Below are 24,982 nucleotides of genomic sequence, written 5' to 3' on the forward strand. Positions count from 1 at the left end.
CCGTGACCGGTTGGCCGTGCCATCCATCTGACCGGAAAGTGCCGTCGCCCGGCGTCAGGTCGGGTCCGACTCCGACCACCAGGCCTCGGCGAGTTCCCAGGGCCGGTCCAGCACCCGGTGGACCGCCTCGGTAAGGCCCGGATCGTCCATGGTGCGTAAAGTCCGCAGGTCAAGCTCTGTGAGGTCGGGCACGGCCGGTGGCCGGCCGGCGTCCCGTTCCTGGCCGGCAACCACGGTGTTCCTGTGCGACACGCCCGACTCCCTCCTGCCGGCACCCGTCCCGCACGGCCGCAGCGGCTGCCCAGTTCTTCCCGACACCGGGGAAACAGAAACATGTTCGACTTCACTCCGGTCAACCGGTCCTCACCCCGGTGAACGGCCATCCGGGGGGCGCCAGTTGCCGCCGGTCCGCCTCGCTCACCGGCTGATCGCCGGCCCGGACCTCCGCTCCCCGGCCCGCCTCCGCGAGCCGTCGCAGCCGCTCCTGCGGCGCCGCCGCCTCGCGCCAGTCCACCTCGACGAGGGACGCGATCAGCCGCTGCCAGCGCTCGTGCGCCCGCTCGAAAGCCCGGCGTGCGGCTCCGGTGCGGCCCATGAACTCCAGCACGCAGCCCTGGGCGTATGCGGCCCGTACCGCCGTGACCGAGCCCGGCCGGTCCCCGTGCGCGCCGTCGGCGTCGCGCTGCGCGCTCTCGTACGCCTGGAGGGCGTCCGACAGCAGCGTCGCGGCCGACACATGGGCGAGTTCGAACCGCACCCGGCCGAGCGCCAGCCACGCCTGCGCCCGTACGCCGGGGTCCGTCAGCCGCTTCGCGGCCTCCTCCAGCAGGTGGCGGCCCTCGTAGAGGTCGGGGAGGAAGCCGATCCGCTGGAAGCGGAGCGCCAGCGCGCTGCCGAGCAGCAGGTGAAGTGTGCTGCGGGACGGTGAGCGGGCGGGCATCCCGGCGAGCGCTTCGCGCAGGACGCTCTCCGCCCGGCCCACGGTGTCCTCGCCGGCCGCCTCTGGTTCGGCGGCGGCGCGGTGCAGCAGTGACTCGCCCCATTCGGTGAGCAGTTCGCAGCGACGGGCGCTGTCGGGCGGTGCGAGGCCGGAGGCGCTCTCGTACGCGCGGTCGGCGGCCGTGTGGTCGTCCGCCGCGTCGTGCAGGCGGGCCTGGGCGGTGAGGCAGCGCAGGCGCAGGGCCGGGTCTTCGCCGGCGGCCTGTTCGGCGCGGGCCAGGACGTCGGCGGTGCCGGCGTGCGGGGCGCCGGCGGCGCGCAGGGCGTCGGCGAGGTCGAGGAGGGCGGGGCAGCGGTGGCTGTCGGGGGCGTCTTCGGCGTCCAGCAGGTCACATCCCGTGCGGAGTTCACGTACCGCCTCTTCGGCCCGCCGCTGCGCGAGCAGCAACCGCCCCCGGCGCAGGTGCAGGGCCCTGCGGGACGCGGCGGGCCAGGCGGAGGCGTCGCCCGCGAGCGTGTCCAGGCCCGCGGCGAGGTGCTGTGGGTCGCGCGTCTCCCGCCACAGGGCGTGGTGCGCGGCGGCGAGTTCCAGGCAGGCGTCGGCCCGGTCCCGGGTGCCCTGCGGAGCGCGGTCGCGGGCTTCGGCGAGGGTGCGGGCCGCGCGCAGGAGCAGTTCGCGGCTCCGCTCGGTGCCCCGGACCACCGGAGCGCCCGCTTCCGCGAGCAGGACCCGCCCGAGCACCAGCCCGGCCCGCGCCGCCCCGGCCTCACCCGTGCCGGCTCCATCGGCGACCTGGCCGCCATCGCGCAGTGCGGCCTCCGCGCGTTCGCGGGCCCGGCGGAGCAGGGACGGGTCGGCCTGGGAGCGCCACTGGCCCAGGAGGCGCTCGGCCTCGGCCAGCGGTACGGGGGTGATGAGGTCGGGCTGGTAGAAGCGGAGCACACGGGCGGGGATCTCGGCGAACAGCTCCGGCTCGGCGCCGGGCCCGTCGTCCTCCCCGTCCGCGCCCTGATCCCACGGGAGATCGGGAGCCGTCCGGTCGCCGCGCTCGGACAGCCTGGCGGCCGCGAGCGCCGAGAAGTTACGGGCCCCCTTGCCGAAGTGGCGTTCGACGTACGAGGAGCAGTGCTTGAGCACCAGCGCCGCCGCGTCCTGCCCCAGCGAGTTCAGCAACAGCTCCTGCACGCCGTCCGCGTAGACGTAACACGGCGTGGAGTCCGGTCCCGGCAACTGCCTGAGCAGGCCGCCGAGCAGTACCTCGGCAAGCTCCATCGGGCCGGTGTCGGGCAGCATCGCCCGCTGTACGAGCTGCATCACGGGCAGGGTGAGGGGCGCCGCCGCGAGGTGGACGGCGAGGCGGACACCGCCGGGCGAGGCGTTCGCCCGGAAGGCGCGCAGAAGTTCGTCGGCGCCGCGGTCGTGCGGCACGGGGGACGGCGGGACGGGCGGGACGAGTTCCCGGCCGGCGGGCGCGGCGTCGGTCCAGGCCGCCCAGCCGCGCACCGTACTGCCGCCGTGGTCGGACAGCAGCCGCGCCCAGGACGCGAACGCCTCGGGTGTGGGCGGGAGTACGGGCACGGGGCGGGCCGTCGCCTCCAGCGGGTCCCACGGCTCGTCGTCGGGAACGAAGGCCGTACGCCCGCCGGCGCCCGCCGCCCGCACCAGAAGACCGGGCTCGGCGGGCAGTGCGGTACGGGCCCACAGGCGGGGCGGCAGCGGCTGTACGACGGCCAGCGGTGAGCTGCGCGGCCACTGGTGGATGAGCCGCTGCGCACGGCCCTGCTGCCACAGCGGGCCGACGCAGTCGCTGACGACGAGAGTGAGCCTGCGGCCCGTCGGGTCGTGGAACTGGTCGGCGGGGCGCGTCCTGGTGTGCCCGCCCGGCCCGGTCGTGGTGCCGATGAGGGGCGCGCCGCCGTCCTCGGCGTCGTACAGCTGATGGACCTGCACGTCCCGGAAGACCCCGGACTGCTGGCAGGCCTGCCGCAGCTCCTCGACCATGCGCTCCCAGACGGCCATCGCGGGCCCGGTGTCCATGAGCAGTTGGATGTCCACGCGGCGGCGCTCGGAGGGACGCAGCACGGGGCACAGGACGCCGGACATGGCGCTGCGCTCGGCCGTGGCGTCCTCGTCGAGCCGTCCGTCGGCGGCGGGGCGCGCGGCGGCGGTGTAGTGGCGCAGGGGCCGCAGGGCGCGTTGCAGGCTGAGCAGTCCGGGCAGCGCGGCGGCCGCCGGCGCGCGTACGGGAAAGGCGGCGGCGGCGCTCGGGGAGCCTTCCGTCCGCCGCGTTCCCCGGCTGCCGGGCGCGTAGAGCGGTACGGGGCGGGAGGCCGGGGACAGGCCGGGGGCGCCGGTCTCGGGTGCGTCGGCGCCGGAGTCCGGGCCGGGCGTCGCGGGCGGGGCCGCCCGTCCGCCTCGGCCGGTCCGGCTGTGGCCGGTGTCCTCGCCCGGCTCCGGGGGGTCGCCGGAGGCGCCCGTCGGCTTACGGCCCGGCGGAAGCCACTGAGCCAGCCAGACGGCGTCCGCGACGTCCTCGGCCGTGGGGTCGAGGCCGCCGCTCCTCAGCCTGCCGACGAGTTCCCCCAGGTCCATCCGGCACTCACCTCGGGCGGTCGAGTGGTCGCATGAGCATTTCGGCGATGCGCTCCCGCGTGACGCGCTCCGCGCTCGGGGCGTGCTGGGTGAGGTAGAGGGCGTTGAGCAACTGGTCGGCGGCGATGATCTCGCCGGGTTCGCGGCCGAGGAACCGCTCGATCAGGTCCCGCCCCTCGGTCGCCGCGTCGCTGCCGAGGTGCGCCTCGACCATGGCGGTGAGCTGCTCCTCGCCGGGCGGTTCCAGCTCGAGCTGGATGCACCGGCGCAGCAGCGCGGCGGGGAAGTCCCGCTCGCCGTTGGAGGTGAGGACGATGAACGGGAAGGTGGTGCAGCGGACCCGGCCGCCGCGTACCGCCACCTTGCGGCCGTCGTCGGTCAGGACGTCGACGACCGGCTCGCGGTCAGCGATGCGCTCCAGCTCGGGGATGGCGAACTCGCCTTCCTCCAGGGCGTTCAGCAGGTCGTTGGGCAGGTCGAGGTCGCTCTTGTCGAGTTCGTCGACGAGCAGTACGCGCGGCTGGTCGGACGGCAGCAGCGCGGTGCCGAGCGGTCCGAGGCGTACGTACGAGCCGATACTGGACGCCGCGGAGGGCGCTGCCGTCGCCGTGCCGCCCTGTGCCCGCTCCAGCTGTACGTCCTGAAGGCGGCCGATGGCGTCGTAACGGTAGAGCCCGTCCTGGAGGACGGAGCGGCTGACGATCGGCCAGCGCAGGACACGTCCGAGGCCGAGTTCGTGGGCAACGGCCTGAGCGAGGGTTGATTTCCCGGTTCCCGGATTACCCGTCACCAGCAGCGGGCGGCGCAGATACAGGGCCGCGTTGACCGCGTCGACCTCGGCGGGCCTGGGGTGGTGGTTCTCCACCAGCCGGCGCTGGACGCCGAGCCTGCGGGCGGCGCTCGGGTCGGTGGCTCCGGGGGCGGCGGGGTCGGCGTCGGAGCCGACGGCGGCGAAATCACGCCAGGGGGGCGGTCCGGGTAACCGCTGCACTCCGTCGTGCGGCAGTCCCGCGCCGCGGTAGATCCGCCAGTCTGTCACTGAGTTTCACCTCGCGGGTAGCTGGGGACGGAGCCCGGACCGGCGGTCGCACGGCTGCCGGGGATGCTGACGTTACCGTTCAGGGCCTGCCCTGCCGACACCGATTCAGGTCCGGTTCCCCTGATTTGACGACTCATCACGTACCGTTCCCGTCAATCCTGGGCGGCACCTGGAGTGGCACGCCGTCGTACGGTGGACGGTCCGGCGGATCGAAGAGTACGGCGACGGACCCGGCCCAGGCCGCTTCCGTCACCGTGTCGGGTGTCGCCTCGGGGTCCATGGAGATGATCCGCAGGGCGCGTATGTGCCGGTGCAGCCCGTCTGCGCCGTCGGCCCGCCCCAGCAGTTCCTGGGCGCGTACGTGGAACTCGCGGCAGTCGCTGTGCTCCTGGCCGCACCTGCGCCACAGCGCGAGGGGGTGCCCGGCGGCGAGCGCGGCGGCCATCGCGTCGAGCCCGTCGCCGCTGCCGACCGGCCCGCAGTACACCGGTACCGTGCCATCCTCGGCGTCGGACAGTCTCGCGTACGCCGCCCGGCGGGTCTCCCTGCGGGAGCCGGGGCCGTGCCCGGACGCGGGGACCTCCCCGCGCAGCGGTACGACGGCGAGCGGACCTCGGACGGCGGCCTTCCAGCGGCGGCGCCATTCGGGGCTGGCGGGGCGGTCGAGGCGCTTGCGGTCGCGTATGACGACGATGCGGCGCTCCCCCAGCGCCATGCTGTGCTCGTCGAAGTCGTCGCCGTCCGCGTCGTCGGGCGCAAGCCGCCAGGTGTCGAGCGGTTCGTCGAACAGCTCGCGCGGCAGGAGTGCCTCCACCGACGCGAGGTGTTCGCCGGCGTCGCCGAGGCGCAGGGCGCGGGCGAGAGGTTCGCGAAGGGTCTCGCGGAGGTGGCGGCGGGGCACGCCGCGGTCGTCGCCGCACACCGGCTCGACGCCCCGTCCGTCGAAGAGGAGTTTGACGCGCCACGGGTAGCGGTCGCCGTAGTGCACCGGGTCGACCTCGACGAGCACGTCGGCGCGGGCGTGCCCGGCCGGTCTTTCCCGCGCGGACTCGAACCCGGCGACAGGGGCGGGCACTTCGCCGAGGTCCAGGACTTCGGCGATCTCCTCGCGGATCGCGAGGTGCGCGGATTCGGCCTGCGTGGGGATCCACTCGGCGAGTCCGGTGAGGGCGGCGGCGTCGGGGCGTTCGGCGCCGCCCCTTCCCGCGAGGTGCCTGACGACCTTGGCGGCGTACAGCAGCACCGACTCGACGTCCCGGTCGCGCCCGGTCTCGTGACGGGGCAGGTCGTGCAGCAGGCCGACTCCGTCGCGCCAGGTGCGCGGGTCGTGTTCGACAGGCGACTGGTACTCGCTGTGCAGGACACGGCGCTTGACCTCGTCCACGAGGGCCATGACCTCGCCGGGCCCGGCGGGCGGGGGCAGCTCGGCGAACCGGCCGAAGAGGTGGGCGCGCGCGGCGGGCAGGAAACCCGGAGCGCCTTTGCGCAGGTCGGCCTGGGCTCTGGTCCAGCCGCCGCGGGCGGCCGAGGTGCTGCGAAAGCGCCGCAGGTGGTGGCGGTCGTGCTCGCGCAGGACGGTGTGGATGATCTCGCCGCCCCTCAGGTCGTGCAGTTCGCGCAGCGCGGTGATGGGTACGGCGGCTCCCTCGTGCTCCCCGCGCCCCTTGTTCATCCCGATGACGGCGCCGTGCTTCAGGTCGACGACGGGGCCGCCCGAGCAGCCCTCCACGGGCAGACTGCCCCGCAGCAGCAGCGCCTTGCCGTCGGTGGCGTGCGCCGTGCCGACGCCGTGCCGTATGCCGAGGTCGCCGGTCTGTCTGGACCAGCCGTGGAGGCTTACGTCGGCGGGGATCGCCGGGGGACGCTCGCTGAGCCAGACGCAGGCGGCGTCCAGCGCGTCCGGCACGTGGACCAGGGCGATGTCGGGGAACTCCCAGCGGTACGGCGGCTCTTCGGGGTCGGCGGGGCGGGGCTTGGCGAGGACCACCTCTCCCGTGGTCTGCCCGCCCTGCCAGGTGATGCCGAGCGCACGCTCACCCCTCCACACGGCGGCCTCCCCCTTTCCCACGACATGGGCGCAGGTGAGCACCCAGCCGGGGGCGATGAAGAATCCGCTGCCCCAGTAGTGGGTGCCGTGCGGGTCATACCCGTCTCCGGGCGCGGCAATGCGTACGAGCGAGGGGCGCACGATCTCGTCGAAGACGTTCACGGCGTGCTCATGCTCCGCCACGGGCCGGCGAACCGGGTCCTGCCCCCGGCCCTGCGGCGGGGTCCGTGACCGGTTGCGCCCCCGGTGCGGCGGGCGGCTCCGCCACCGGTTCCGTCCACGTCAGGCAGACGGTGACGGACGCCTTTCCACCGCCGTCGGCGAGGACCGAGATCACCTTGCCGGACTGGGCGGACAGCTCGATGCCGAAGGTCACGGCGACCTCGACGGGGGCGGAGGGGCGCAGTCCGGCGCGCAGCGACCGCACCACACCCTGTACGACATCGGTCAGTCCGCCCGCCATGGAGACGACCCGGTCGCCGATCCCGGTGTCCCGGTAACCGCTGCCCCGGTCGAGCTCCTGCGCCTCGCTGACACGGGCCCAGACGACGGTTCCGTCGTCGAGCCGAACCTGTGCGATCCCATTGGCCACAGCGTCCCCCGCTCCCCCATGCGATGAACAGTGAAGGTTAATCGCTGCAGGGTACGAGCGCGAGGGACTGGGGGATCAGTGCCTATCCTGGCTTGGAACAACCGCTGTCCGACACCCGTCCGACCCTCTGTCCCACCCCACGGAGCAACACCTTGTACTTCACCGATCGCGGCATCGAGGAGCTGGAGAAGCGGCGCGGCGAGGAGGAAGTCACCTTCGAGTGGCTCGCCGAGCAGCTACGTACGTTCGTCGACCTCAACCCGGACTTCGAGGTTCCGGTCGAGCGCCTCGCGACCTGGCTGGCCCGCCTCGACGACGAGGACGACGAGGAGTAGCACCGGCGACGGCGCACCGCGGGCGCACGGTCGCGGCGACGGGCGCGGCGCGGCGGCACGTCAGTCCCGGACGTGGGCCGGCGCCACGTCCGGCGCGGGCGCGGCTCGGCGGGCGCGGGCGCGGGCGCGGATCGGCGGCGTGTCAGGCGCGGGCGCGCAGCCGGTCGTACGCCAGTCCCAGCGCCCCCTGCGCCACCAGTACGCCGCCCGCGAACGCCCAGCCGCCACTGCGCCGGCGCAGGCCCCACAAGGCGAGCGAGACACCGGCCGCAAGCTGGGCCGCGTTCAGCAGGCGGGCCCTGGGGCCGCGCACCCAGGGCCCGACGGGGCCGTTCTCGACCACGTCGAGTTCCGCGCGTACGGCGTCGCGCCAGCCGGACCACTCGACCGACTCCGCACCCGGCTGGGCCCGCGCCGCCTCCCGCAACCGGTCGGCCGGTTCGCCGGGGGCCAGGCCTGCGGGAAGCGTGAGGCCGAGGCGGGACAGTACGGCGATCAGGCCGAGCAGCCGGGCCCTGCCGTCCGCGTCGGCATCCGGCCGGGTGAGCGCCGCAAGGGACTCCATGTCGAGTACGGGGTCGAGCCCGAGCCGCGCCGCGAACGTACGCATCGCCTCGTCCTCCCCCACCGGTGTCCCGTCCGCCAGCCACTCGTAACCGACCTGGCGCCGGAAGCCCGAGGCGAGCGTGAAGCCGGCCCGGTCGGCGTCCCACCAGAGGGCGAGAACCGGCCAGGTGACGCCGACGGCGAGCGCCGTGGCCCAGCCCGCCAGCACCCGGTCGACCGGTTCGCCGCCGTCCAGCCATGGTTTGCCCTCGGGTACGACGACGCTCCAGCGTTCCGGGGAACGGGAAGCGGCGCCCGAGCCGGCGCCGGAGCCGGAACCGGTGGCGTCGGCCGGTGCCAGCAGCAGCCGTTCGCGCAGCAGATGGGCCGCGGGCCGTACCGCCTCGGGCTCGGCGGCGCACAGCAGCAGCGCCCCCACGGACCCGGATCCGGATGTCGCGTTCATGCCCTCACGCTAGGGCACTTTGCCCCGATACGGCGTATACAAGTGGGCCGCCCGCGCCGACACTTCCCCCTTGACTTACCACTCCCGCGATATATCGTGATTATCCATAGACGCGATATGTTGCGTCAGACCGGCCAGATCGGGGAGGACAGCATGACGGAGCCGACATGGGCGGTCACCGAGCCGCGGAAACTCACCTTCGAGGACCCGGTGACGGCGCTCAACGTGCGCATCGTCAACGGAACGGTGAACGTCGTCGGCATCGAGGAGGGCCCCGCCCGCCTCGAAGTCTCCGCGATCGACGGCCCACCGCTGACGGTCACCCACCAGGACGGCACACTCACCGTCACGTACGAGGACCTGCCCTGGAAGGGCTTCCTCAAGTGGCTCGAGCGCAAGGGCCCGCGCCGCAGCGCGGTCGTGTCACTCGCCGTGCCCGCCGGATCCTCCGTCGCCCTCGGCGTGATCGGCGCGGGCGCCGTCGTCTCTGGGATCAGCGGACGTACGGACGTACGCGGCATCACCGGTGACACCACCCTCGTCGGCCTCTCCGGCGCCGTCCGCGCCGACACCGTCGCGGGCAGCGTGGAGGCCCAGGGCGTCACGGGCGACCTCAGCTTCCACTCCGTCTCCGGGGACCTGACGGTCGTGGACGGCTCGGGATCGTCCGTACGGGCCGACTCGGTCAGCGGCGCGATGGTCGTCGACGTGGACCCCGCCGGGAAGCCCACCGACATCTCCCTCACCTCGGTCTCGGGCGAGGTCGCCATCCGCCTGCCGCACCCGGCCGACGCGACGGTCGAGGCCAATACGGCGAGCGGCTCCGTCTCCAACGCCTTCGAGGACCTGCGGGTCGGCGGCCAGTGGGGGGCGAAGAGGATCACGGGCACGCTCGGGGCCGGCAACGGCCGGCTGCGCGCGACGACCGTCTCCGGCTCCATCGCACTGCTGCGCCGCCCGCCGGCCGGCGAGGACCCGTACGACGTGGACCGCAACGCCGGGGCCGCCGACACCTCGGCCTCCTCCGCCGAGGCCGACCCCGACGCCGGCGCCGACGCCGGGAAGAAGGTGCTCTGACATGCCCCCCGTCTTCGCCCACGGCCGTCTGCGCCTCTACCTCCTCAAGCTGCTCGACGAGGCTCCGCGCCACGGTTACGAAGTGATCCGCCTCCTGAAGGAGCGCTTCGAGGGCCTGTACGCCCCGTCCGCCGGCACCGTCTACCCGCGCCTCGCCAAGCTGGAGGCCGAGGGCCTGGTCACGCACGCCACCGAGGGCGGCCGCAAGGTCTACTCGATCACCGACGCGGGCCGCGCCGAACTGGCGGGCCGCGGCGGCGAACTGGCCGACCTGGAGCTGGAGATCCGCGAGTCGGTCTCCGAACTGGCCGCCGAGATCCGCGACGACGTACGCGGCGCGGCGGGCGACCTCCGCCGCGAGATGCGGGCCGCGGCGAGCGAGACCCGCCACAAGGCCGCGCCGTCGCACGCCAGGGCCGACGACTGGGAGGGGGCGTTCGGCGACAACGAGGCGTGGCAGGCGGCGAAGGAGGAACTCCGCAAGGCCAAGCAGGAGTGGAAGGAGCAGGCGCGCCGCGCGAAGGACGAGAGCCGCCGCGCCCGCGAGGACGCGCAGGAGGCGCGCCGCCAGGCCAAGGAGGCCCAGGAGAGGGCGCAGGAGAAGGCGCGCGAGCAGATGCAGCGGATCGCGCAGCAGGTACAGGAGCAGGTGCAGGACCAGTTCGCGCGGGGCGACTGGCCGAAGGGGGTACGGGAGGGCCTCGCCGAGATCACCAAACAGTTCGGCTTCTCCGGCCGCCAGCCCCAGCCGCCACAGGCGCCCGCCGAGGAACCGGCCGAGGCCGGGGCCGAGCGTACGGACGCGTCCCCGGAGCCCGAGTGGGCCCGCGAACCCCTGCCCGGCGAGCCGTCCGGCGACCCGGCACGCGACCTGGACCGCCTGCTGGACCGCTTCCGCGACGACATCCGCGACACGGCCCGCGACCACGGCGTGACGGAGGACCAACTCCGCGAGGCCCGCCGCCACCTGTCCACAGCGGCCGCCCACATCGCAGCACTCCTGCGCACCCCGAGGCCCTGACCCATGCCCGACGGCCTGCGGCACACCCGGCGTACCGGGCGTCTCAGGCCATGTCGCCGGGCAGAATCCTGAAGTGGTCGTATCTGCTGCCGAGCGGGCGCACTGTCCTGAAGTCGCGGATGTCCCGCGTCAGCACGGCATCGGTGTCGTACTCGGCGGCCAGGCAGACGTTCACGGCGTCCACGAGGTCCAGGTCGAGACTCCCGTACCGGGCACGTACGGCAAGCGCCGTGTCCAGCAGTTCCGAACATTGACACTTAGACGATCGTCAACCTTGGTTGACAGGGGTGACCGTCACGGAGATCCGCGCGCCCGGCCGGGCAAGGACCCGCCCGTCCAGCACCCACGCCGCCCCTTCCACCCGCACCCGCCAGTCACGCGCACGCGAAGGCAGCGACAGCTCGGTGACCCCGCGCCGGGAGGCGACGTACGACAGGCGGTAGGTCCGGGTCGCGGGGTCGTACGACTCGGTTCGCACCCGGCCTGCGACAGCCGGGGCGTACGGCGACGCCGTCTGCTCCTTGTTCGTACGGAACGCCCCCGCCTCGTCCACCGCGCAGTAGCCACCGCCGTAGCACCACACATAGCCCGCCCAGCCGGAGCTGTAGCGGTTCATGGACGCGAGGGCCTCCCGGTAGAAGCGCCCCATGTTGGGGAGGGAGTTGTTCAGCGGCCCCCACTCCCCCACGACCACCGGCACGCGGTGCTGCTTCGGGTACGCCGTGACGGCGGTCTCGTACGACTCGATCCAGCCGGCCGCCGGGTCGTAGTCGGCGCCCGCCTCCATGGCGGTGTTGTAGAAGTGCGGGGCGTACACGACCTTCGGGTCCTTGATCTTCCCGAGTCCGGTGGGGACACCCTCGCCCACGATCGGCGTCGGCTCCACGAACACCCAGTTGTCGCGGTCCACCGAACGGACGGCGTCCGCCAGGCGGTTGTGCATCGGGGTGATCTGGTCGCGCTCGATGCGGCGGGCCGCCGTGGGCAGGTCCTCGCCCTCCCTCAGCTCACCCATCGGCTCATTGATCAGGTCGTAGCCGAGAACGGCCGGATGGTCCCCGAACCGGCCGGCCAGGACCCGCCACATGGCGGCCTGGGCGCGCCGCAGATCCGGGTCCTCGTAGAGGTGGGTGAAGGCGCGCTGCACGGCCGGCTGGAAGTACTCCGAGAACCAGTCGTCGGGATTCGGCGTGAACGCCAGCCCGTCGGTGCGCGTCGCCCACTGCGGGATGCCCCGATGCCCGAAGGCAGGGCCGAAGACGTCCTGGTGGGCGTCGATCAGCACGTGGATGTCGTACTTGTCGGCCCAGTCCAGAACGCGCTCGATCTTGCGGAGGTACGCCGCGCTGTACTGCCCGCGCCTGGGCTCCAGGTCGTCCCAGAAGACGAGCAGCCGGGCGAAGTTGAAGCCGCGGGCGTTCAGGTCGCGGAAGTGGCGCTCGGTGATGGCGGACAGCGCCTTGTCGCCGCGGTTCGTCTTGTCCTCGACGTTCCAGCCGCGCAGCGTGAGGACGCGGCCGCGGTCGTCGGTCAGCCGGGGGACCGCGTCACCGCCGCCGGCTTCCCGCGCCCCCGCGGCCGGGGTCAGGACCCCGGCCGCCAGCGCGACCGTACACACAACAGCGGCGATTCCACGGACAGTTCGAGTTCGGACAGACACCACGGACATCCCTCCAGCAGCACGTCGTCGTCGCGTGCCGGAGAGCACATCAGCAGAACTGACGATCCATCAAGAGGTCGTCAGCACGATCTTTCCGAAGAGGTCCCCGCCCGCCATCCGCTCGAAGCCCTCGCGGGCCCGGTCCAGCGGCAGCACTTCGTCGATGACCGGGCGTACGCCCGTCGCCGCGCAGAAGGACAGCAGGTCCTCCAGCTCGTCCTTGGAACCCATCGTCGAACCGACGACCCTGAGCTCCAGGAAGAAGATCCGGTTCAGTTCGGCGGACGGCGGGTTCGGGCCGCTCGTCGCGCCCGAGATGACCAGCGTGCCGCCGGGCCGCAGCGACTTCACCGAGTGCGACCAGGTGGCGGCGCCGACCGTCTCGATCACCGCGTCCACGCGCTGCGGCAGCCGCGCACCCGGCTCGTACGCCTCCACCGCGCCCAGCTCGACGGCCCGCTTGCGCTTCGCCTCGTCGCGGCTGGTGGCGTACACCCGCAGCCCCGCCGCCTTGCCGAGCACGATCGCGGCGGTCGCGACACCGCCGCCAGCGCCCTGGACGAGGACCGCGTCACCGGGGCGCACGCCGGCGTTGGTGAAGAGCATCCGGTACGCCGTGAGCCAGGCGGTCGGCAGGCAGGCGGCCTCGGCGAACGACAGCTCCTTGGGCTTCGGCAGCACGTTCCAGGCCGGGACGGTGACCTGCTCGGCGAAGGTTCCCTGGTACTTCTCCGTGAGGATCGACCGCTTCTCGCGCGGCCCGACGCCGTGGCCGGTCTCGCCGATGACGGAGTGCACGACGACCTCGTTGCCGTCCGCGTCGATCCCGGCCGCGTCGCAACCGAGGATCATCGGCAGAGCCTCCTCACCGAGACCGACGCCGCGCAGCGACCACAGGTCGTGGTGGTTGAGGGAGGCGGCCTTGACGGTGACGGTGGTCCAGCCGGGCTTCACCTCGGGCGCGGGCCGATCGCCCAGCTCAAGGCCGTTCAGGGGCTGGTCACGGTCGATGCGGGCGGCGTAGGCAGCGAACATGACCATGACGATAGGGCGGACGAGTGCGGGAAGGAACCATGCACCGGTGTGACACGCGTCCCTCATGTGAGCGGCAGCGGAGATCTCAGCCCGTCCGGCGCTGGAGGACACGCCCGTAGGGCGTCCGGGGCCTGGGGCTTGCCCCCACGCGGCGGAGCCGCACATGTCACCAAACGCAAGGGCCGTGCCGCACCCTCGCCAGGGGTGCGGCACGGCCCGTACAGGCGAAGCCCACGCCTACCGGCGTGCGACACCCTCCGCGCGCGCCGCCGCGGCGACCGCCGCCGTGACAGCCGGGGCGACCCGCTCGTCGAACGGGGACGGGATCACGTAGTCCGCGGCCAGCGCGTCACCGACGACATCGGCCAGCGCGTTCGCCGCCGCGATCTTCATGCCCTCGGTGATACGGGAGGCCCGCACCTGGAGCGCACCCGCGAAGATCCCCGGAAAGGCCAGAACGTTGTTGATCTGGTTCGGGTAGTCGCTGCGCCCGGTCGCGACGACCGCCGCGTACTTGTGCGCGACGTCCGGGTGGACCTCGGGGTTCGGGTTGGCCATGGCGAACACGAACGCCTGCGGCGCCATCGAGGCCACCGCCGCCTCCGGCACCGTACCGCCGGAGACGCCGATGAAGACGTCGGCGCCGGCCAGCGCCGTCTCCAGCGAGCCGCTGAGCCCCGCCCGGTTCGTGATCTCGGCCAGCTCGCGCTTGACGTCCGTCAGGTCCTCGCGGTCCCGGCTGACGATGCCCTTGCGGTCGGCCACCGCCACGTCGCCGAGCCCGGCCGCCAGCAGGAACTTCGCGATGGCGACCCCGGCCGCACCCGCGCCCGAGATCACGGCGCGCAGGTCGCCGAGCGTACGGCCGGTGAGCCTGGCGGCATTGCGCAGCGCGGCCAGGGTGACCACGGCCGTGCCGTGCTGGTCGTCGTGGAAGACCGGAATGTCCAGCGCTTCCTGAAGCCGGCGCTCGATCTCGAAGCAGCGCGGCGCCGAGATGTCCTCCAGGTTCACACCACCGAAGGACGGGGCGAGCCGCACGACGGTCTCGATGATCTCGTCCGTGTCGGTCGTCGCGAGCGCGATCGGCACCGCGTCGACGCCGCCGAACTGCTTGAAGAGGATCGCCTTGCCCTCCATGACGGGGAGCGAGGCCTCGGGGCCGATGTCGCCGAGCCCGAGGACCGCCGTGCCGTCCGTCACGACGGCCACGACGTTCGATTTCCAGGTGTAGTCGTTCACGAGATCCGGCTGCTCCGCGATCGCGCTGCACACCTTGGCGACGCCCGGCGTGTACGCGAGGGACAGGTCGTCCTTGTCGCGCACCGGCACGGTCGCCTGAATGGCCATCTTGCCGCCCCGGTGCAGGGCGAAGGCCGGATCGAAGGGCTCCTCGGGAGCCCCTGTCGCACTGTTCTCCGTAGTGCTGTCGCTGCGAGGATTGACGATCTCCGCTGCCATTTGTTTTACCCCTTAAGTCTTCATCAGTTGAGGGTGGCCGCTCCTGGTTGAGGAGGGATGGGCGGGCACCGCGTCCGTTCCCTGCGCTGGGCGGTTGGCCCGCCCTGACAGAGAGGAGGTACGTACGCGCGGGCGCGCCGCACACGCGCCCTGAGCCCCGGATGAGGGGTGTAACCGTCTTTTCTACCTGATCGGCGGCATCGACGACGAGCCCGTATCACCTCGGTGACACGACTCATGCGCGGATGTGGTGACAAGTCCGTTTCGTGGCATGAATCGGTTCCAAATGGCGAGACGCGCCGGAGATTTTCCGGCCGAAATGGCAGTGCTCAACAGATGGTCCGGCCTTGATGTACCGGCCTGTTGAGATTCGGGGGTCACCCGTTACCCGATTTTGACATGACTGGAGCCCTGAATGGGCTAGTCCGAATGGCAAGATGCCGTAATCACACGAGGTCGCGATACTCGAAGTAGTGTGCCCGACCTCCCAGGCCACTCCCCTTTTCCCGCCGGAGGAACCAACCATGACCGCACGCACCACCCGTCGCACGACCGCCATCAAGTCCAGGACAGCTGCGGTCGGCGCTATCGCGGTCGCCGGTGCTCTGCTGCTCGCCGGCTGCGGCGACCAGACCGGCTCCGGCAAGAAGGACGGCCCAGCCAAGGTCACGTCTGCGCCGCTCGCCGACAAGCTGCCTCAGGCCATCCAGGACAAGGGCGTCATCAAGGTCGGTTCGGACATCGCGTACCCGCCGGTCGAGTTCAAGGACAAGACGGGCAAGACGGTCGGTATCGACCCGGACATCGCCGCAGCACTCGGCAAGCAGCTCGGCGTGACGTTCCAGTTCGAGAACGGCACCTTCGACACCCTCCTCACCGGCCTGCGCTCGAAGCGCTACGACATCGCCATGTCGGCCATGACGGACTCGAAGGCCCGCCAGGAGGGCATCGACCCCGAGACCGGCAAGAAGGTCGGCGAGGGCGTCGACTTCGTCGACTACTTCACCGCGGGCGTCTCGTTCTACACCCCTAAGGGCAAGACCCAGGGCATCAAGACCTGGTCCGACCTCTGCGGCAAGAAGGTCGTCCTCCAGCGCGGCACCGTCTCGCACGACATGGCCAAGGCCGAGTCCAAGAAGTGCGAGAAGGCCAAGAAGGGCAAGATCGCGATCGAGTCCTTCGACAACGACCAGCAGGCCCAGACCCGTCTGCGCGGCGGTGGCGGCGACGCCGGTTCCTCCGACTTCCCGGTCGCGGCGTACGCCGTGAAGACGTCCGGCGGCGGCAAGGACTTCGAGCTCGTCGGCGAGCAGGTCGAGGCCGCCCCGTACGGCATCGCCGTCGCCAAGGGCAACAAGGAGCTCGCCGAAGCGCTGCGGCTCGCCCTTGACGCGATCATCAAGAACGGCGAGTACAACAAGATCCTCTCGAAGTGGGGCGTCGAGGCCGGCGCTGTCAAGGAAGCCAAGATCAACGGCGGCTCCTGAAACCGGCCAGGCTCTGAAAGGCACTACCCGTGACTGCTGACGTCAACAAGACGGACGAACCCGACGAGGCTCCAACCCCCGCGGCTGGACCGGAGGCCATCAAGGCCATCCCGGTCCGGCACTACGGGCGGTACGTGTCCGCGGTCATCGCCGTCGCCCTGCTCGCCTCGATCATCTATGCCTTCTCCCAAGGCAAGATCAACTGGGACGCCGTCCCCGAGTACTTCTTCGACGACCGGATCATCAACGGTGTGGGCCAGACCCTGCTCCTCACCGTCCTCTCCATGGCGATCGGCGTGGTCGGCGGCATCACCCTGGCCGTGATGCGCCTGTCGAAGAACCCTGTGGTCTCTTCGATCGCGTGGGGGTACATCTGGTTCTTCCGCGGCACGCCGGTCCTGGTCCAGCTCATCGTCTGGTTCAACCTCGGCCTGGTCTTCGAGTACATCAACCTCGGGCCGATCTACAAGGACTACTGGTCCTCGTTCATGACGCCGCTGCTGACGGCGCTGCTCGGTCTCGGCCTCAACGAGGCCGCGTACATGGCGGAAATCTGCCGCGCCGGTCTCCTGTCGGTCGACGAGGGTCAGACCGAGGCCTCCCATGCCCTGGGCATGAGCCACACCAAGACCCTGCGCCGGATCGTCATCCCGCAGGCCATGCGTGTCATCGTGCCGCCCACCGGCAACGAGGTCATCAACATGCTCAAGACCACCTCGCTGGTTTCGGTGGTCCAGTTCTACGAGCTGTTCCGCCAGGCCCAGGACATCGGCCAGACCTCCGGCGCCCCCGTCGAGATGTACTTCCTGGCCGCCGCCTGGTATCTGATCCTCACCTCGGTCCTCAGCATCGGGCAGTACTACCTCGAGCGGTACTACGCCCGCGGCTCCAGCCGTAACCTGCCGCCCACCCCGCTGCAGAAGATCAAGTCCGGTGTCTTTTCGCTGCGCCGCCCGAAGGGAGTGACGGCATGACCGCCATGGTGAAGGCCGAAGGCGTCCACAAGTCCTTCGGCGCCGTCGAGGTCCTCAAGGGCATCGACCTCGAAGTCGCCCCCCGCGAGGTGTTCTGCCTGATCGGCCCCTCGGGCTCCGGCAAGTCGACATTCCTGCGCTGCATCAACCACCTCGACAAGATCAGCGCCGGGCGGCTGTCGGTCGACGGTGAGCTCGTCGGCTACCGCCAGAAGGGCGACAAGCTGTACGAGCTCAAGGACAGCGAGGTCGCCCTCAAGCGACGCGACATCGGCATGGTCTTCCAGCGCTTCAACCTCTTCCCCCACATGACGGCCATAGAAAACGTCATGGAAGCACCGGTCCAGGTGCGCGGCGAGGCCAAGGCTGTCGCCCGGGCCCGCGCCGAGCGCCTGCTCGACCGGGTCGGCCTGGCCGACAAGGCCGGGAACTATCCGTCACAGCTTTCCGGTGGCCAGCAGCAGCGCGTGGCGATCGCCCGCGCGCTGGCCATGGAGCCGAAGCTGATGCTCTTCGACGAGCCGACGTCGGCGCTCGACCCCGAGCTGGTGGGCGACGTACTCGACGTCATGCGCGGTCTCGCCGAGGACGGTATGACGATGATCGTCGTCACGCACGAGATGGGTTTCGCCCGCGAAGTCGGTGACTCCCTCGTCTTCATGGACGGCGGCGTCGTGGTCGAGTCGGGCAACCCGCGCGACGTACTGACGAACCCGCAGCACGACCGCACGAAGGCGTTCCTTTCGAAGGTGCTGTAGTGGTTGGGCGGTTACGAGAGAGGCGGTGCGGACCGGGTCCGCACCGCCTTTCTCGCTTTTCCGCCCTCTTCCGCCTTCTTCGGCTACTTCACCGCCAGCACCAGAGCGTCCGAGGGCGAGCGCCACACGGCCCGCGCCTCGCCGAACCCGCCGGCCTCGCGCAGCGTCCGCGCGTGCCACTCGACGCTGGGGGCGTCGCCGTCGGCGTGCTCACCGTAGATCTCGAAGCGCCTGGCGGTCGGCTCGGCGAGTACGGGGTCCTTGGCGGCCAGGGCCCACCAGTCGGCCCAGTCCAGCGCGCCCCCGGCCTTGGCGCGGTCCATGTGGGCGTGCCGGTGGGCGCGTTCGGCCGCGTTGATGCGCGGGGTGCCCTCGTCCTTCATGTGGTCGGCGTTCATGAAGACGCCGCCGGCGCGCACGAGGCCGCCGAGCTGCCCGTACAAGGTGATGAGGTCGTCACTGTGCAGCCAGTGCAGCGCGGTGGCGGTGAGGACGGCGTCGTACGACGCGTGGGGCAGCGCACGGGTCCAGCCCGGATCCTTCAGATCAGCGGTCACGAAAGTCACCCGCTCGTCCCCGCCGAAGTACCCCCGCGCGATGGCGAGGAGCGCCGGGTCGAGGTCGACGCCCGTACTGGTGGCTTTCGGGAACCGCTTGAGCAGCCGGTCCGTAATACTTCCCGTACCGCATGCCAGATCCAGCACCCGCGGCTCCGGGCCGACCAGTGCCTCGACCATGTCGAGCATGACCCGGAACCGCTCCTCGCGGTCGGGCATGTACCACTCCTGCTGCCGGTCCCAGCTCTCCTGCCAGCCCGCCCAGTCCGTACCCGTCGTCGACTCCATGTCCGTCTCCGCCATCAGCACTCCTCCGCTCCGTTCCGCTCCGTACCGTAATACCCTCGAAGCACGACCAGCCATTACGAAAACTCTAGACCGCCCCCGTAAGGACTACAAGTGGAACTGGCCTATTACTCGGACTACGCCGTGCGCCTGGTCAACAGCGAGGAGCCGGCCCGCAACAAGGACACCCTCACGTCGGTGGACGCGGTCAGGGCGCTGTTCGGCGGCAACGCGTCGGCGGCCCGCCGTGCCACCGACGCGGACGTCACGCGTTTCCGGTCCGTACGGACCCGCCTGCGCGCGGTCTTCGAGGCGGCCGACGGGGGCGACGAGACCCTCGCCGTCGACCTGCTGAACTCACTCCTGATGGAATTCCCGGTCAGCCCGCAGATCTCCGGCCACGGGTCGCGCAAGGAGGACGGCCGCCCGGACTGGCACATGCACCTCGCCGACCACCCGTCCAACGCGACCGCGGGGTACGCCGCCATCGCCTCGATGGGCCTGGCGTTCCACCTCACCGAGCACGGCGCGGACCGCCTCGGCCTGTGCCAGGCCGCGCCGTGCCGCAACGCCTACCTCGACACCTCGACCAACCGCTCGCGCCGCTACTGCTCCGACCGCTGCGCGACCCGCGCCAACGTCGCCGCCTACCGGGCGCGCAAGCGCCTGGAGACGGACCGGTCGGCGAGCACGGGCCGTACGGCGGAAACCAGCCAGGAGAGCACCACCGCGGCCGACCGCTGACGTCCGGCACGGATCGGCCGGTACCGCGCCCTGACCCGCCCCAGCACCAGCTCGGCCGGCACCACCCCGAAGGCCCGGCTGTCCACGACCTCGGCGTCCGGATTGTCACCGAGCACCCACCATCCGGCGTCCCGCCGGTCCACCAGCCGCTTCACGATGAGCAGATCCTGCTGCAGGGGATGCCGCAGTACGGCCACATCCCCCACGCGCAGCCGCCCCCCGTAATGCACGAGAAGCTGATCCTGGTGCAGCAGCGTCGGCACCATGGAAAGACCCGTCACCTCGGCGACCCCGAACGTCGCTGTCGGCTCCCGCCCTTGATCCACCATCCGGCCCTCCCGGTCGGTTCCTCCACCAGTCCCATACTCACCCTGGACTTTTGACCTAAGCCCATGGGGGCACCCGCGAAAACAGGTCTCTCACGGAGTAATGTCCACCCTGAGAAGACGATCACGAGGAAGGAAGCTCTTACATGCTCTCCCGCCTGTTTGCCCCCAAGGTGAAGGTCAGCGCACACTGCGACCTGCCCTGCGGCGTGTACGACCCGGCCCAGGCCCGCATCGAGGCCGAGTCGGTCAAGGCCACGCAGGAAAAGATGCAGGCCAACGACGACGCGCACTTCCAGACGCGCGCCACGGTCATCAAGGAGCAGCGCGCGGAGCTCGCCAAGCACCACGTTTCGGTGCTGTGGAGCGACTACTTCAAGCCCCCGCACTTCGAGAAGTACCCGGAGCTGCACCAGCTCGTCAACGACGCCCTCAAGGCGCTCAGCACCGCGAAGGCCTCGACGGACCCCGCGACGGGCCAGAAGGCGCTGGACTACATCGCCCAGATCGACAAGATCTTCTGGGAGACCAAGAAGGCTTGATCAGGCCTGGGCCGCCTGATCCGCGTCCGCGCGGGTCGCAGCGCCCACCTGTCCGCACCCGGTCCGCGGGCCGCCGTTCACGGCGGCCATGACGGAGCGGGTGCGGTCTTCTTTTTCCCGGACAGCGCGGCAGGGAGGCTCTAGTGTCCTGGCTTGTGACTGAGCCTTCTCCGCACCTCCGTGCGACAGCGAATGCCTACGACGCCGTCGCCGTCCGCTACGCCGCACTCCCCCGCGATGATCTTGACACTCCTACGCTGGATCGCGCGGTGCTCACGGCGTTCGCCGAACTCACGCGGACCACCGATGCCGGGCCCGTCGCCGAGCTCGGATGCGGCCCTGGACGTGTGACCGCGCACCTGCGGGACCTGGGGGTGGATGTCTTCGGCGTCGACCTGTCGCCGGTGATGATCGGTCTCGCCCGCGAGGCATACCCGGACCTGAGGTTCGAGGTCGGTTCCATGGACGCCCTTGACCTGGCCGACGGCAGGCTGCGAGGCATCGTGTCCTGGTATTCGGTCATCCACACCCCACCGCGGGACATGCCCTCGTACTTCGCCGAGTTCCGGCGGGTACTCGCGCCTGACGGCCACCTCCTGCTCGCCTTCTTCGAGTCGGAGGGTGAGCCGGTCACGGCGTTCGACCACAAAGTGGCGAGAGCCTACCGGTGGCCGATCGACGACCTCGCGGGGCTGGCCGGCGAGGCCGGATTCGCCGAAGTCGGCCGGATGCTGCGGGAGCCGCGCGAGGAGGAACGGTACCGCCGGGGTCACCTGCTGATGCGTGCGGGAAAGTGACTCAGCGAGCGGGCGTGGCGTTTCCGGGGAGCCCGGAGGCTGCGCCACCCGTGCGGGTGATCCGTGCGGGCTGCGCGGCGCGTCGAGGTGACAGGTGTCGCTAGTACTGGTCCGTCCCAACGAGATGGAGGGATCCGTATGCGCAAGCTCAGCTTCCTGGTCTCCACGCTCCTTGTCGCCACCACCGTTGTCGTAGGCGCGGCGCCGGGTGCCGGCGCCGACCCCGATGACACGGTCACTGTCACCGTGGAGAAAGCCATCGAGAACCTGCCGGTCGCCGCCGAGGAGAGTTCCGGGTACAGCGCGGGGAAGTTCAGGCACTGGACCGATCCGAACCAGGACGGCTGCGACACGCGGGCCGAGGTGCTCATCGCGGAGGCGACCACTCCGCCCACCGTCGACGGGTGGTGCACCATCACGGGCGGTGCTTGGCACTCGTACTACGACAAGAAGGACCACTCCGGCGCCGGCGCCCTCGGCGTCGACCATCTGGTGCCGGTCGCCGAGGCGTGGCGCAGCGGGGCGTCCGGATGGACCGCCGAGGAGCGGGAGCGGTTCGCGAACGACATGGACGATCCGAGGGCGCTCGTCGCCGTGACCGCCGCCGAGAAGCGCCGCAAGGGCGACAAGGATCCGGCGCGGTGGGAACCGTCCGACGACGGTGCGGACTGCCGGTACCTCGCCGAGTGGGCGGCGGTGAAGGCGCGTTGGAAGCTGGCGGTGGATCCGGGCGAGCTGGCGGCGTTGCGGAACATGGTGGCGGAATGCCCGGCGGAGGAGATCACCTACGAGCTGGCCCTCTGACGCGGACTCGGTCAGGGCGACAGGGCCTGCGGGCCGGTCAAGTGCCGGTAGCTGTCCGGGTTCTCCCTGAGGAAGTCGGCGAAGGCGGTGGCCGGGCGGCCGGTGAGGCGCGGCACCGCGTCGGAGACTTCCGCCAGCTCACCGTTCGCCATGGCCTCGTACGACGACACCCACCCCTGCACCTTCCACGGCTCGGCGTCGTACCGCTCGCGTGAGGCGTACGCCTCCTCGCGCGTCTGCGGTACGTAGCTGATCGCCCGGCCCGTGGCGCGGGTCAGCTCCTCCGCGATCTCGGCGAGCGACAGGGCCTGCGGGCCGGTCAGGTCGTAGGTGGCACCGTCGTGACCGTCGAGGTCCTCCAGCTCGGCGAGGAGTACGGCGGCTGCCGCGTCCGCGATGTCCTCGTGCGCGACGGCCGAGACGCGCCCTTCGCCGGCCGGGCCGCGGATCACACCGTCCTGGCCGGCCATGGCGGGGAACTCGGCCTGGTAGAAGCTGTCGCGCAGGAAGGTGTGGCGCACGCCGGTGGAGCGGATGTACTGCTCGGTGTGCCAGTGGTCGCGGGCGAAGGTGAAGGTCGCGTCCGGCGCCGCGCCCAGGAAGGACACGTACACGATCCGCTCGACGCCGGCCGCGACGGCCGCGTCCACGGCGGTCTTGTGCTCCCGCACCCGGCCGGGGCTCTCGTGCGCGGAGACGAGGAAGAGCGTGCCGGCGCCGTCCACCGCGGCCCGCATCGCCTCCGCGTCACCGTAGGAGGCGGGCGGCGCCTTGACCGCGCCGGGCAGGGCGGGCAGGCGGGCGGGGTCGCGGCCGAGCAGGAGCTGGGAGACGCCGGCGCCGGCGAGGCGGCGTGCGACACGTCCGCCGATCCGGCCGCTCGCTCCGGTGACGGCGATTGCTGGGGTCATGGAGAGTGTCCTTTGCTGCTGCGTCCTGCGTCGCTTTGGGACGGCGGTGGCGACCGCCTCCTACAGCGTCAATGGACCGCGGTCCGGGAGCATTCCTTCGTACGGCCATTGGCACCATCGCTGCGGACGATCAACACGGCGGCCAGGCCCACGGCCAGGCCGATGGCGGTCTGCGCGCCGAAGGGCTCCCCGAACATCAGGGCTCCCCAGACCGCGGTGACCGGCGCCATCAGGAACATGAGCGTGTTGACCGCGGTCACCCCGGAGCGCCGCAGGATGAGCCAGTACAGGCCGTACCCGCCGAAGGTCGCGAGTACGACGAGCCAGCTGATCGCCAGCCAGAACGACGGTTCGGCGGGCGGCAGCGCCGCTCCGGAGGCCGCCGCAGCGGCGGTGAAGACGACGGCGCTGGTGGCGCAATGGACGGTCATCGCGACCGAGGGCGCGACCGGCGTACGGGAGCGGCCCTCCAGGAACGTCGCCGCCACCAGGGACAGCATGCCGAGGAACGGAAGCCCGTACGCCCATGGAGCGACGCTTTCGGCGGCCCCTGCGTCGGCCAGCGTGACGATCGCGACGCCGGTCACTCCCAGGCACAGGCCGAGCCACTGCCGGGCCGAGACGTACTGGTGCAGGAGCGGCCCCGCGACCGCTCCCGCGACGAGTGGCTGGGTGCCGTCGATCAGGGCGGTGGTGCCGCTGGAAACGCCGAGCTGGATCGCGTAGTAGACGGTGAGCAGGTAGCCGCTCTGCGAGAGCGCGCCGATTGCCGCCTGGCGGAGCAGGTCGCGGAGGGTCAGCCCGCGCCACGCGCTTCTGGTGAGGGTGGCGGCGACAACGGCCAGCACGAGTGCCAGGGGCAGGAAGCGCCACATCAGGATCGTCACCGCGTCGGCGCTCCCCGCACCGAGCTTCGCTCCGATGAAACCGGAACTCCAGCAGAGTACGAACGCGGCGGACAGCAGGACGTTCATGCGGCCACCCACCTCGCCGGGTATACCGATCGGTCTACCTCCACTCCCGCAACTATACAGATCGGTATAGTGGTACGCATGAGCAGCAGCACCGGCACGAGCACCGTGGAGCCCCGCCGCATCTCCATGACCCCCGGCGCTCAGCGCGCCCTGGACGCCGCCTCGCGGCTCTTCTACGAGCACGGCATCCACGCCGTGGGGGTGGACCTCATCGCCGCCGAGGCGGGTGTCACGAAGAAGACGCTCTACGACCGCTTCGGCTCCAAGGAACAGATCGTCGTGGAGTACCTGGCCGCCCGCGACGAGCGCTGGCGCGCCTTCCTCGCCGAACGGCTGAAGACCGAACAGGGGGCGGCGGAAAGGATCCTGGCCGTGTTCGACGCCTCGCGCGCGTGGGCGGACGAGAACAGCCCCAGGGGGTGCAGCATGGTCAACGCCCACGCCGAGATCAGCGACCCCTCCCACCCGGCGTACGCGATCATCACCGGCCAGAAGAAGTGGATGCTCGCCCTCTTCACCGACCTCGCCAGGGGCATCGACCGGGGCCGGGACCGACAGCGGGGCCGACAGCAGGGCCGAGAGCGGGGCGGCGGCAGCGCCGCTCAGCTCGGGCGCACGCTGATGCTGCTCCATGAAGGGGCGCTCGTCGCGCGGGGCCTCGGCATCTTCAAGGACCCGGTCGCCCAAGCCCGCGAGGAGGCGAGCCGCCTCATCGGGGCAAGCGGGGCAGGCAGCGCAGGTGGGGCGGGCACAGCAGGCGGGGCAAACCGGGAAAGCGCGACGGGGAGCACGTCCGCGTAGGCCCGCCCCCGCACGTCACGCCACCGCGCCTCCCGCCGGCAGCGGGCTCTCGTTGCGCAGCAGCCACTGCCGGTATCCGGGCGCCCGTATCGCCGCGTCGTGGTACGCGGCCTCCAGATCGGCGTACACCGCCGCAGCCGGACCGCGGCCGGATCGCCATGTCGTCGCGCGGCCCCGACGTCGGCCGGCAGGGTGCGACAGCCTCGCCGCG

General features: G+C 71.5%; 24 protein-coding genes and 2 pseudogenes. 11 read left to right on the forward strand and 15 right to left on the reverse strand.

Translation table 11 applies throughout. From position 1 onward, the window contains the following. Positions 1-54: 54 nt before the first annotated feature. From fxsA to G412_RS0108360, 5 genes are all read right to left on the reverse strand, one after another. Positions 55-252, reverse strand: a complete 198-nt coding sequence (gene fxsA / locus G412_RS33650) for an FxSxx-COOH cyclophane-containing RiPP peptide (protein ID WP_037648081.1) — start codon at positions 250-252, stop codon at positions 55-57. A 100-nt stretch (positions 253-352) separates the two neighbouring features. Beyond that, complete coding sequence (locus tag G412_RS0108345; protein WP_028811696.1) at positions 353-3,532, reverse strand: SAV_2336 N-terminal domain-related protein; 3,180 nt, start codon at positions 3,530-3,532, stop codon at positions 353-355. 7 nt (positions 3,533-3,539) lie between these two features. Next, the gene (locus G412_RS0108350; RefSeq protein ID WP_028811697.1) at positions 3,540-4,571 is read right to left on the reverse strand and encodes an AAA family ATPase; all 1,032 of its coding nucleotides are present in this window, start codon (positions 4,569-4,571) and stop codon (positions 3,540-3,542) included. Between the two features lie 136 nt (positions 4,572-4,707). Then, on the reverse strand, positions 4,708-6,801 hold the full coding sequence (locus G412_RS0108355; RefSeq protein WP_028811698.1) for a VMAP-C domain-containing protein: 2,094 nt from the start codon (positions 6,799-6,801) through the stop codon (positions 4,708-4,710). Next, positions 6,788-7,210 (reverse strand): CU044_2847 family protein, encoded by a 423-nt coding sequence (locus tag G412_RS0108360; protein ID WP_028811699.1) that lies wholly within the window; start codon positions 7,208-7,210, stop codon positions 6,788-6,790. The genes G412_RS0108355 and G412_RS0108360 overlap by 14 nt, the downstream gene beginning before the upstream one ends. A gap of 152 nt (positions 7,211-7,362) precedes the next feature. Between G412_RS0108360 and G412_RS0108365 the strand changes: the two genes are divergently transcribed. After that, complete coding sequence (locus tag G412_RS0108365) at positions 7,363-7,545, forward strand: DUF6104 family protein (RefSeq protein ID WP_005312030.1); 183 nt, start codon at positions 7,363-7,365, stop codon at positions 7,543-7,545. Between the two features lie 142 nt (positions 7,546-7,687). On the opposite strand, the gene G412_RS0108370 is transcribed toward G412_RS0108365, so the two are convergent. Further along, positions 7,688-8,557, reverse strand: a complete 870-nt coding sequence (locus tag G412_RS0108370; RefSeq protein WP_028811700.1) for a hypothetical protein — start codon at positions 8,555-8,557, stop codon at positions 7,688-7,690. A gap of 153 nt (positions 8,558-8,710) precedes the next feature. Here G412_RS0108370 and G412_RS33655 point away from each other — a divergent pair, with 153 nt between their 5' ends. Together G412_RS33655 and G412_RS0108380 are read left to right on the forward strand one after the other, a co-directional pair. Beyond that, positions 8,711-9,634 carry a DUF4097 family beta strand repeat-containing protein gene (locus G412_RS33655; protein WP_078606877.1) on the forward strand — a complete coding sequence of 308 codons (924 nt, stop codon included), beginning with the start codon at positions 8,711-8,713 and terminating at the stop codon, positions 9,632-9,634. Position 9,635: 1 nt separating this feature from the next. Continuing rightward, positions 9,636-10,655 carry a PadR family transcriptional regulator gene (locus G412_RS0108380; protein WP_028811701.1) on the forward strand — a complete coding sequence of 340 codons (1,020 nt, stop codon included), beginning with the start codon at positions 9,636-9,638 and terminating at the stop codon, positions 10,653-10,655. Between the two features lie 43 nt (positions 10,656-10,698). On the opposite strand, the pseudogene G412_RS33660 reads toward G412_RS0108380, so the two are convergent. The 4 genes and pseudogenes from G412_RS33660 to G412_RS0108400 all read right to left on the reverse strand — a co-directional run. Further along, a pseudogene (locus G412_RS33660) lies at positions 10,699-10,893 on the reverse strand (VapC toxin family PIN domain ribonuclease); the annotation flags it as partial. 30 nt (positions 10,894-10,923) lie between these two features. Next, positions 10,924-12,324 (reverse strand): cellulase family glycosylhydrolase, encoded by a 1,401-nt coding sequence (locus tag G412_RS0108390; RefSeq protein WP_051338208.1) that lies wholly within the window; start codon positions 12,322-12,324, stop codon positions 10,924-10,926. A gap of 60 nt (positions 12,325-12,384) precedes the next feature. Beyond that, positions 12,385-13,350 carry a zinc-binding dehydrogenase gene (locus tag G412_RS0108395; RefSeq protein ID WP_028811703.1) on the reverse strand — a complete coding sequence of 322 codons (966 nt, stop codon included), beginning with the start codon at positions 13,348-13,350 and terminating at the stop codon, positions 12,385-12,387. A gap of 237 nt (positions 13,351-13,587) precedes the next feature. Then, the gene (locus tag G412_RS0108400; protein ID WP_028811704.1) at positions 13,588-14,811 is read right to left on the reverse strand and encodes an NAD(P)-dependent malic enzyme; all 1,224 of its coding nucleotides are present in this window, start codon (positions 14,809-14,811) and stop codon (positions 13,588-13,590) included. Positions 14,812-15,335: 524 nt separating this feature from the next. Here G412_RS0108400 and G412_RS0108405 point away from each other — a divergent pair. The 3 genes from G412_RS0108405 to G412_RS0108415 are packed head-to-tail and all read left to right on the forward strand — an operon-like array spanning position 15,336 to position 18,030. Next, positions 15,336-16,298 carry an ABC transporter substrate-binding protein gene (locus G412_RS0108405; RefSeq protein ID WP_028811705.1) on the forward strand — a complete coding sequence of 321 codons (963 nt, stop codon included), beginning with the start codon at positions 15,336-15,338 and terminating at the stop codon, positions 16,296-16,298. Positions 16,299-16,327: 29 nt separating this feature from the next. Next, entirely contained in the window at positions 16,328-17,272 is a 945-nt protein-coding gene (locus tag G412_RS0108410; protein WP_028811706.1) for an amino acid ABC transporter permease, read from the forward strand. Further along, positions 17,269-18,030: an amino acid ABC transporter ATP-binding protein gene (locus G412_RS0108415; RefSeq protein ID WP_028811707.1), complete on the forward strand. Its 762-nt coding sequence runs from the start codon at positions 17,269-17,271 to the stop codon at positions 18,028-18,030. The genes G412_RS0108410 and G412_RS0108415 overlap by 4 nt, the downstream gene beginning before the upstream one ends. An 83-nt stretch (positions 18,031-18,113) precedes the next feature. On the opposite strand, the gene G412_RS0108420 is transcribed toward G412_RS0108415, so the two are convergent. Then, positions 18,114-18,890 carry a class I SAM-dependent methyltransferase gene (locus G412_RS0108420; protein ID WP_028811708.1) on the reverse strand — a complete coding sequence of 259 codons (777 nt, stop codon included), beginning with the start codon at positions 18,888-18,890 and terminating at the stop codon, positions 18,114-18,116. Positions 18,891-18,986: 96 nt separating this feature from the next. Between G412_RS0108420 and G412_RS0108425 the strand changes: the two genes are divergently transcribed. Continuing rightward, positions 18,987-19,616: a CGNR zinc finger domain-containing protein gene (locus tag G412_RS0108425; protein ID WP_028811709.1), complete on the forward strand. Its 630-nt coding sequence runs from the start codon at positions 18,987-18,989 to the stop codon at positions 19,614-19,616. Here the strand turns inward: G412_RS0108425 and sodX are convergent. Continuing rightward, entirely contained in the window at positions 19,520-19,945 is a 426-nt protein-coding gene (gene sodX / locus G412_RS37805; protein WP_078606858.1) for a nickel-type superoxide dismutase maturation protease, read from the reverse strand. The two genes, G412_RS0108425 and sodX, sit on opposite strands and share 97 nt — an antisense overlap. A gap of 143 nt (positions 19,946-20,088) precedes the next feature. Between sodX and sodN the strand changes: the two genes are divergently transcribed. From sodN to G412_RS0108445, 3 genes are all read left to right on the forward strand, one after another. Beyond that, positions 20,089-20,484, forward strand: coding sequence for a superoxide dismutase, Ni (gene sodN, locus G412_RS0108435; RefSeq protein ID WP_028811711.1), 396 nt, complete (start codon positions 20,089-20,091; stop codon positions 20,482-20,484). A 155-nt stretch (positions 20,485-20,639) separates the two neighbouring features. Beyond that, positions 20,640-21,281 (forward strand): class I SAM-dependent methyltransferase, encoded by a 642-nt coding sequence (locus G412_RS0108440; RefSeq protein ID WP_028811712.1) that lies wholly within the window; start codon positions 20,640-20,642, stop codon positions 21,279-21,281. A 138-nt stretch (positions 21,282-21,419) separates the two neighbouring features. Further along, positions 21,420-22,085: a GmrSD restriction endonuclease domain-containing protein gene (locus G412_RS0108445; RefSeq protein ID WP_028811713.1), complete on the forward strand. Its 666-nt coding sequence runs from the start codon at positions 21,420-21,422 to the stop codon at positions 22,083-22,085. 11 nt (positions 22,086-22,096) lie between these two features. On the opposite strand, the gene G412_RS0108450 is transcribed toward G412_RS0108445, so the two are convergent. Together G412_RS0108450 and G412_RS33665 are read right to left on the reverse strand one after the other, a co-directional pair. Continuing rightward, a complete protein-coding gene (locus tag G412_RS0108450; RefSeq protein ID WP_028811714.1) occupies positions 22,097-22,996 on the reverse strand; it encodes an NAD(P)H-binding protein in 900 nt (299 codons plus the stop codon). Between the two features lie 68 nt (positions 22,997-23,064). Then, positions 23,065-23,970, reverse strand: a complete 906-nt coding sequence (locus G412_RS33665) for a DMT family transporter (protein WP_051338209.1) — start codon at positions 23,968-23,970, stop codon at positions 23,065-23,067. A 78-nt stretch (positions 23,971-24,048) separates the two neighbouring features. Here G412_RS33665 and G412_RS33670 point away from each other — a divergent pair, with 78 nt between their 5' ends. Then, positions 24,049-24,771 carry a TetR/AcrR family transcriptional regulator gene (locus G412_RS33670; RefSeq protein WP_244282885.1) on the forward strand — a complete coding sequence of 241 codons (723 nt, stop codon included), beginning with the start codon at positions 24,049-24,051 and terminating at the stop codon, positions 24,769-24,771. Positions 24,772-24,786: 15 nt separating this feature from the next. On the opposite strand, the pseudogene G412_RS37810 reads toward G412_RS33670, so the two are convergent. Next, positions 24,787-24,979: pseudogene (locus tag G412_RS37810) on the reverse strand (LysR family transcriptional regulator); the annotation flags it as partial. Between the last annotated feature and the right edge of the window lie 3 nt (positions 24,980-24,982).

It is taken from the genome of Streptomyces flavidovirens DSM 40150 (assembly GCF_000429085.1).
Classification (GTDB): domain Bacteria; phylum Actinomycetota; class Actinomycetes; order Streptomycetales; family Streptomycetaceae; genus Streptomyces; species Streptomyces flavidovirens.